Raw genomic sequence first — 7,227 nt, forward strand, 5'->3', positions numbered from 1 at the left:
CCGCTATCGTCCGCCCTGCCGGCGGGCCGCAGCGATCGACCAGGGAGGTCGGCCTGTGGATACCCGCGGCACCGAATCGCGAAGGAACACGATGCGCACACTGAGGACCGCTCTCGCGGCCGTGGCCTGCACCCTGGTCACGGCGGCATCGGTAGGCGTACTCGAAGCACCGCGGGCCGCCGCCGACTCCCCCGCGGTGCAAGCGGTGGAACCGCTGTCGGCAGCGGCCACCCTGCCGGGTTCGGTCGGTTCCGAGCGCATTCTGTATACGACCACCACGGTCGGCGAACAACCGACGGTGGCGAGTGCGGCGGTGTACTTCCCGCCCGGCCCGGCGCCCGCCGGGGGCTGGCCCGTCATCGCCTGGGCGCACGGCACGGTCGGACTCGGCGACAGCTGCGCCTACAGCATCGCCGGCCCCGGCGATGTGGCGCGCGACTGGTCCTATCTCGGCACCTGGCTGAAGCAGGGCTACGCCATCGTGGCCGCCGATTACGCCGGTCTGGGCACCCCCGGCGATCACCCGTACCTGAACGGCGTCGTGGAGGCCCACAACGTCGTCGATGCCGTCCGGGCGGCGGTCGGCCACTATTCGCAGCTGTCGCGTAAATGGGTTGTGGTCGGCCAGTCGCAGGGCGGCGGCGCGGCCGTGTTCACCGCGCGCTACGCGACCGAATTCGGCGGCCCGGATCTCGACTACCGGGGCGCGGTGGGCACCGGCGTGCCGGCCTACATCGAGGACATCCTGATGCCGCTGGGTCCGGGCATGCCGCCGGTGAAGCTGAGCCCGCACACCACCGGATACGTCCTGTACATCCTCAACGGCCTGCGCACGACCTTCCCGCAACTCGACATCGCGTCGTTCCTGAACGACAACGGCCGCTACTGGCTCGATCGAGCGAAGGACGAATGCCTGCTGCCGCTCGGTGACGAGCTGGCCGCCGCGAATGTGGTGATCGGCGATCTGTTCACCCGCCCGCTGGCGCAGCTCCCGGATCTGCACGGGTTGCTGGCCGGCTACCTCGGATTGCCCGAAACCGGTTACGACCGACCGCTTTTCATGGGCCAGGGGCTGCGCGACACCGATGTGATCACGCCGGAGACCCTGCGCTTCGCCGGGGTACTCACCGCCAACCGGCAGCCGTTGACCTTCAAGGTCTACCCCACCGATCACAGTGGCACGGTGAACGCCTCGCTGGTGGATTCGCTGCCGTTCGTTCGCGGCCTGTTCGCCTGATGGGCCGAAGCCCCGAGGCGGCAGCGGCGGGTGACCACGGCGGGCCGCCCGTCGGGCGGCGATTCCACACTGCGTGACACCACAGTCGTCCCGGTTATTCGGTTGTGCTATCTCACAGCCGGATCCGGGCGGCTGTCGGTGCACATCGGGGAATTCCCGTCGCTGACACGACGGCGGGCACGGGAGCGGTTATCGTGGCCCTCACGTGTGACGATCTGGTGACGGGACGCGATCGGTGGCGGGCCCGCCCACTCGCCCACGCTGATCGGGAGCATGTGATGCGTGACATCGTCGAGGATCTCTTGCGGGTCTGGCACAGCGGCCGCACGGGCGGCCTGGCAACTCTGGTCCGCACCTTCGGGAGCTCCCCGTTACCCGTCGGTTCGGCAATGCTCGTCGACCCGGACGGCGGCGTACACGGCTCGGTCTCCGACGGCTGCTACGAGGCCGCGGTTTACGAGGCGACGGTGACGGCGGCGCGCACCGGCCATCGGGAACTACGACGCTTCGACCCGACCTCCGGATTCGACGTCGGTGCCGACTGCGGCACCATCGATGTCTTCGTGGAGCCGTTCTCTCGCAGTCATTTCCCGGAATTCGCGGCCGTCGCCGGGGATATCGCCCGGCACAAACCGGTCACGGTCTTCACGGTGGTCTGGCACAGCGATCCGGAGGTGATCGGCCAGCATCTGGTGACGGACCGAAGACACAACACCGAGCTGGTGTCGCTTCCGGAATCGGATGTGTTCGTCTGCTCGCACACGGCCCCGCCGCGCCTGATCATCTTCGGCGCCAACAGCTTCGCCGCCGCGCTGACCACGCAGGGCCGGTTGCTCGGCTACCGGGTGACCATCTGCGATCCGCGTGAGGCCTTCGCCGCGGCGGCCTCCTTCCCCGGCGCCGAGGTGGTCGTGGACTGGCCGCATCGGTACCTCAATGCCCAAGCCGCGGCCGGCGCCATCGATTCGACCACCGCGATCGTGGCCGCCACCCAGGATCCGAAATTCGAAATCCCCCTGCTCACCGTCGCCTTGCGGCTGCCCGAGCTGGGATATCTGGGTGCGCTCGGCTCCCATTCCGCCCATACCCACCGGCTGGAAGCCTTGCAGGCCGGCGGTTTCGACGCCGCGACCCTGAGCCGGCTGCATGCGCCGGCCGGCTTCGACATCGGCGCCCGCACGCCGATGGAACAGGCGGTGGCGATCGCGGCCGAACTACTCGCGGTGCGCTCGCTCGGCACCAACCGGTCCGCGGCCCGCGCCACGGCCGCCGCCTCCTGAGAGCCGGCCCGTCACCTCCGGCCGGGTTCGAACCAGCCGAACCCGATGTTGTGCGATCTGCTCGACCTCGACAGATGGACCCATAAACCCGACTTGACTAGATCATATGGTTCGACCTCACCGTGTGAGTTCTGTATGGTTTGTGAGGATCACTGTTGTGCAGATGTTGTGCACTGGCACCCCGAGATGAGGCAACGATGGCGCGGACCAGACAACCCAAGCGGCTGGCGTTCGGTCGGACCCGGCAGGAGCGGTCGGGCCGATGGTCCGCCGCCTACCTCCACAACGGCACGATGCACCGCGCTCCGGCCACCTTCGAGACCAAGAACCACGCGGTCGCGTGGCTGACCAATGAGCGCCACCTGATCGACCTGGACCGTCTGACGCCGGGCACCTGGACGGCACCGGCGGATCGGTCGGCGAAAGCAACGCGCACCGCGACGACGGTCGGCCAGTACGCCGAGGCGTGGCACCGCGACAAGCCGATGAGCCGACGGACGCGAGACAGCTACCGATACCTGATCGACTCCCGGCTGACCGGGACCGCGCTCGCCGATATGCCGGTGACAGCGGCGACCGTGACCGATGTCCGCGAGTGGTTCGGCCAGCTCGACGCGAGCAAGCCGACCGCCCGTGCCCGCGCCTACGAAATGCTGTCCTCAATGTTCTCGGCGGCGGTGGCCGAGGGTCTGTTGCCCGTAACCCCGTGCAAGGTGCCGGGCGCGACCAAGGTCCGCCGCGCGCGGTCGGTCGTGCACATCGAGTCGCCCGAGGTCGAGACGCTGGCCGGGAAGATGCCCGAGCACCTGCGCGCGGCGGTGCTGATCGCCGCGTGGTGCGGTCTGCGGTTCGGCGAGGTCGTCGCGCTTGATCGGGCCGACGTGGCGGCGGACGGCTCGACCGTGAGCGTGAGCAAGGGCATGACGCGGCGCGGCGGCGTGACCGAGATCGCCGCGCCCAAGTCCGAGACCTCGAATCGACTGGTCGCGGTGCCCCCGCATATCCGCGCCGCCTTGGTCGAGCACCTGCGCGACCACACCGGACCCGGTGACAACGCTCCCCTGTTCACCGACGCCGACGGCGAGCGGGTCACCGAGGGCAAGTTCCGCCCGCACTGGCACCGAGCGCGCGCCGCTGCCGGTCGTCCGACGCTGCGCTTCCACGACCTGCGCCACCACGCAGGGATGGTCGCTGCCTACGCGGGCGCGACGATCACCGAGAGCATGGCCCGCCTCGGTCACAGCTCCCCGAAGATGGCACTTCACTACGCCGAGCGGGCGGCGAATCGGGACGCACTGCTGGCCGACCGTATCGCCGCGATGGCCAGCGGCGCACCGGGAGCCTGACCGCCACCGACGCCCTACCCGAGACCCCGTCAGCCCTGCACCGGGCGGCGGGGTCTCGGCATATCCGGGCACCGACCACAACACCCGCAGGGCTCGGTATTCTACTGTGCCACAACACTATTCACTGGACCTCTGCACCATTCCCGGGTACTCTCATATCAGGTGCAGATCGCCGGTCCCGGATCTGCCAACACGTCTCCCGCGCCCGCTCCCGCCACGCCTCACCCCACGGGACGCATGACCAAGGCCGAGGAGACGAGATGGCCAACAAGACCACCACCAGCACCGTTGCGCCCGAGTACGAATCGCTCCAGGACGCGGCAGCTCGCACCGGATTCAGCATCTTCACGTTGCGCGACAAGATCAACACCGGCGAGCTGCCCGCCTACCGGATGACCAACAAGCCGCGCTCTCGGGTACGTGTCCGCGTCGCCGATGTCGATGCCCTGTTCGTGCCGGTCATCCCGACCGAGGTCTACGCGCACCGGACCTAACCATCGTGCCGATCGTCTCGCGGTTCCGTCGGGCGGTTTCGCCCGTAGCCCCGCCCGACGGTTCCGCCGGACGATCGGCGCGACAACACAACCAGCGCAACGCATTTCAATCGGCCTCGACATATGGCGCGACCCCCGGCGAGACATCCGGGGGTCGCAAGGAAGGTCTGACCATGACCAACAAAACCGACTCCGAGTCTACCCCGCCCGCGCGGTGGATTCCGGGTGCGCTGTTCGCGGTCGAGACGGACACCCCGCCTGACACCGCGATCCGCGACGCGGTGACCGCTGAGGTCTGGGCGAAGTTCCGTCGCCTGGGCACCAAGTACGAACTCGACGTGAGCGGCGAGACGACGTTCTCAGATCTCGACGCGATCCCCGCCGAGGTGTTCCACGCCGCCGGGCTGGACTTCACCCGCGACCAGGTCGATCGGTTCTGCTCCGAGGAGTACGCCCGACCGCTGCCCGACCCCGAAGCCGTCGGCGAGGCGATGCACGCGGAGCGGACGGCACGGTTCCGGGAACAGCACCAGGCCGAGAACGTCGTTCGGCGTGCCGGGGTCGACCCGCGTACTCGTTACAGCCTCGCCGAGGCCGAGCGGGTCTGTGGCGCTGAGATCGCCGCTGGTGCCCGCTTGGAGATCGACGGACACAACGCCGAGGTCTGGGACACTCCGCGCCCGCACCGACTCACCGAGCGCGTCCCGCTGGCGACTCCGGCTGACCTGGTCAATCTCGGCGCGACACCCGAAGATCTCGCGGCGATGATCTCGGCGACCCGTGAGGATGTGCGAGCGGCGAAGCGAGACCTCACCATTGCCCATCGCCGCTACACCATGCTGACCGAGCGCCGCGCCCGGACCGGCGACCGGGCGGCGTTGGTGGTGTTGTCGGTTGCCGAGCTGGCCCAGCTGGAGCCGCCGACGCCGCTGGTGTCTGGTCTGCTCTACCGCTCGACCTCGGCACAGCTCGCCGGGCATCCGGGCACGGGTAAGACGTTCGCCGCGCTCGGGATGTCCTGCGCGATCGCCACCGGCACCAGGTGGGCCGGACACGACGTGCCCGAGGCGGTGCCCGTGGTCTACGTCGCTGCCGAGGGCACCCCCTACGCCCGAGCGGCGGCGTGGTGCGAGACCAACGGTCTCCCCGGCTCCGCCGTCACCGCCCACACGAGTGGCGTCGAACGTCCCGATGAAGCGACTGGCACCGGGTGAGAAACCGCCACAATTCATCCTGTTCTCCTTCGACGGCGTCGGGGTGTCGAAGAACTGGGACCTGTTCCTGCGCACCGCCGCCGAATCGGACGCGAGATTCACCGCGCTCATGACCGGGCTCTATTTCCTCACCGACGCCAAGAAGCGGCAGTACCGCGGTCCGGGATACAAACCCGGCGAGGCGGCGATCGGATTCGGCGGATCGAAGAAGGAGGTGATCGAGGAGATCACCTACCTCAACCGCACCTGGTACGACGGCCACGAGATGGGCACCCACTTCGTGGGCCATTTCTGCGCGGGCACAAAGAATCCCGGTAAGTCGTGGACCAGTGCCGAATGGCGTCACGAGTTGGCTCAGTTCTTCCGGCTCATGACGCAGTGGCGTGAACTCAACGGAATCCGCACCGGACCCGACCTCGCCTTCGGACCCGAAGCGGTGAAAGGCGCTCGGACACAGTGCCTCGAGGGTTCGATGAAAGCGCTCTTCCCCGCGCTGCGCGCTTACGACATGATGTGGGACTCGTCGATCCCGGCGTCGCGACCGGGTGTCTACTGGCCGTCGAAGATCAACGGCATCTGGGAATTCCCTGTCCCCTACGTCTGGTCGCCGGCGCTGAAGCAACGCCAGACAGCGCTCGACTACAACTTCTGGTACAGCGTCAACAAGGCGACGGATCGGCCCGCCGATCGTGCGCGGATCGCGCGGGTCGTCACCAGCACCTACTACTACATGTTGCGCCGGGCCTATGAGGGAAACCGCGCGCCGCTGGTGATCGCCAACCATCTGAACACCTGGAACGCCAACGCCTTCAACCCGGCGACCGCCGCCTTCATGCGCCGCGCGTGCACCAAGCCGGAGGTCATCTGCGCCACCCACCAGGACGTCATCGCCTGGATGGAGCTGCAGGAGCAGGACCCCGCGGTCCTGAAGAAGTGGCGGTCGATGGCCCCGGTCGCCGTCGACGCGCATCACTAGCTGTACCGACCCGCAAGGTTGGGTACGCGGTCGGCGGGTGAGTTGCCTCGGAGTGCGGTGTGGCCGCGTTCGTGGTTGTAGTTGTGAAGAACTCGGGGAAGGCTGCGACGCTTTCGGATTCGCTGAGGTAGGGGCGAGCGTGGGCCCATTCCTCCTGGAGGGTCCGGTTGAATCGTTCGACCTTGCCGTTGGTTTGCGGCCGGTACGGTCGGGTCCATTTGTTACCGGGAGTGGTCGTCGACGGCGTGGTGGAGGAACGCGTACCCCAGGTTCGGGCGGCCAGCAACTTTGCGGGTTCGCCCAGGCTCGCGGTGCGCGCTGGAGTTACGGGTGCCCTGGGCGCTGCCGTGTACGCGATGTCGGCCACCGTCGGGGATTCTCCCTATGTCACGTCGACTCGCCGGACGGCGGAATCACCTGACCGTCAGGGGCACCGGCGTCGTCGACCCACCGGCGCGCACCGTTGCGGTCAGCGGGGTCCAGCCCGTCCAGAGATCCACCGGCACATCGAGCGTCGCGCCCGGCCGGAGGGTGACCGGAGTCCGGGTGACCGCACTCCGGTCGGCGATGGTGTCGCTGCGTTCGACCGCGACCTGGAACTTCTGCGAACGTCCCTCGGTCCGCACGGTCACGCCGACCGGTGAGGTGGCCCCTACCGACACCGACGAGCCCGGGCCGAC

6 protein-coding genes and 2 pseudogenes are annotated in these 7,227 nt (G+C 68.4%); 6 read left to right on the forward strand and 2 right to left on the reverse strand.

Annotated elements, in window-relative coordinates; all coding sequences use genetic code 11:
* Nucleotides 1–91 precede the first annotated feature (91 nt).
* From ON37_RS24055 to ON37_RS24080, 6 genes are all read left to right on the forward strand, one after another.
* Nucleotides 92–1,237 (forward strand): alpha/beta hydrolase, encoded by a 1,146-nt coding sequence (locus tag ON37_RS24055; RefSeq protein ID WP_040722544.1) that lies wholly within the window; start codon nt 92–94, stop codon nt 1,235–1,237.
* A gap of 278 nt (nt 1,238–1,515) precedes the next feature.
* Nucleotides 1,516–2,517 (forward strand): XdhC family protein, encoded by a 1,002-nt coding sequence (locus ON37_RS24060; protein WP_040722505.1) that lies wholly within the window; start codon nt 1,516–1,518, stop codon nt 2,515–2,517.
* Between the two features lie 197 nt (nt 2,518–2,714).
* Entirely contained in the window at nt 2,715–3,863 is a 1,149-nt protein-coding gene (locus ON37_RS24065; protein ID WP_040722506.1) for a tyrosine-type recombinase/integrase, read from the forward strand.
* A gap of 260 nt (nt 3,864–4,123) precedes the next feature.
* A complete protein-coding gene (locus ON37_RS24070; RefSeq protein WP_040722507.1) occupies nt 4,124–4,357 on the forward strand; it encodes a helix-turn-helix transcriptional regulator in 234 nt (77 codons plus the stop codon).
* Nucleotides 4,358–4,530: 173 nt separating this feature from the next.
* Nucleotides 4,531–5,571, forward strand: a complete 1,041-nt coding sequence (locus tag ON37_RS34590) for an AAA family ATPase (RefSeq protein ID WP_040722509.1) — start codon at nt 4,531–4,533, stop codon at nt 5,569–5,571.
* Nucleotides 5,549–6,547 (forward strand): polysaccharide deacetylase family protein, encoded by a 999-nt coding sequence (locus ON37_RS24080; RefSeq protein ID WP_040722510.1) that lies wholly within the window; start codon nt 5,549–5,551, stop codon nt 6,545–6,547. Before ON37_RS34590 ends, ON37_RS24080 begins: the two co-directional genes overlap by 23 nt.
* On the opposite strand, the pseudogene ON37_RS34845 reads toward ON37_RS24080, so the two are convergent.
* Nucleotides 6,544–6,761, reverse strand: a pseudogene (locus ON37_RS34845) (integrase core domain-containing protein); the annotation flags it as partial. The gene ON37_RS24080 and the pseudogene ON37_RS34845 sit on opposite strands and share 4 nt — an antisense overlap.
* A 199-nt stretch (nt 6,762–6,960) precedes the next feature.
* Nucleotides 6,961–7,227 (reverse strand): annotated as a pseudogene (locus ON37_RS24085) (hypothetical protein); the annotation flags it as partial.

The organism is Nocardia veterana NBRC 100344 (assembly GCF_000308855.1).
GTDB classification, from domain to species: Bacteria; Actinomycetota; Actinomycetes; order Mycobacteriales; family Mycobacteriaceae; genus Nocardia; species Nocardia veterana.

Bases quoted from the DNA above. Each gene is read 5' to 3' on its own strand.
- ON37_RS24055 (WP_040722544.1), top strand. From the start codon at position 92: ATGCGCACACTGAGGACCGCTCTCGCGGCCGTGGCCTGCACCCTGGTC.
- ON37_RS24060 (WP_040722505.1), top strand. From the start codon at position 1,516: ATGCGTGACATCGTCGAGGATCTCTTGCGGGTCTGGCACAGCGGCCGC.
- ON37_RS24065 (WP_040722506.1), top strand. From the start codon at position 2,715: ATGGCGCGGACCAGACAACCCAAGCGGCTGGCGTTCGGTCGGACCCGG.
- ON37_RS24070 (WP_040722507.1), top strand. From the start codon at position 4,124: ATGGCCAACAAGACCACCACCAGCACCGTTGCGCCCGAGTACGAATCG.
- ON37_RS34590 (WP_040722509.1), top strand. From the start codon at position 4,531: ATGACCAACAAAACCGACTCCGAGTCTACCCCGCCCGCGCGGTGGATT.
- ON37_RS24080 (WP_040722510.1), top strand. From the start codon at position 5,549: ATGAAGCGACTGGCACCGGGTGAGAAACCGCCACAATTCATCCTGTTC.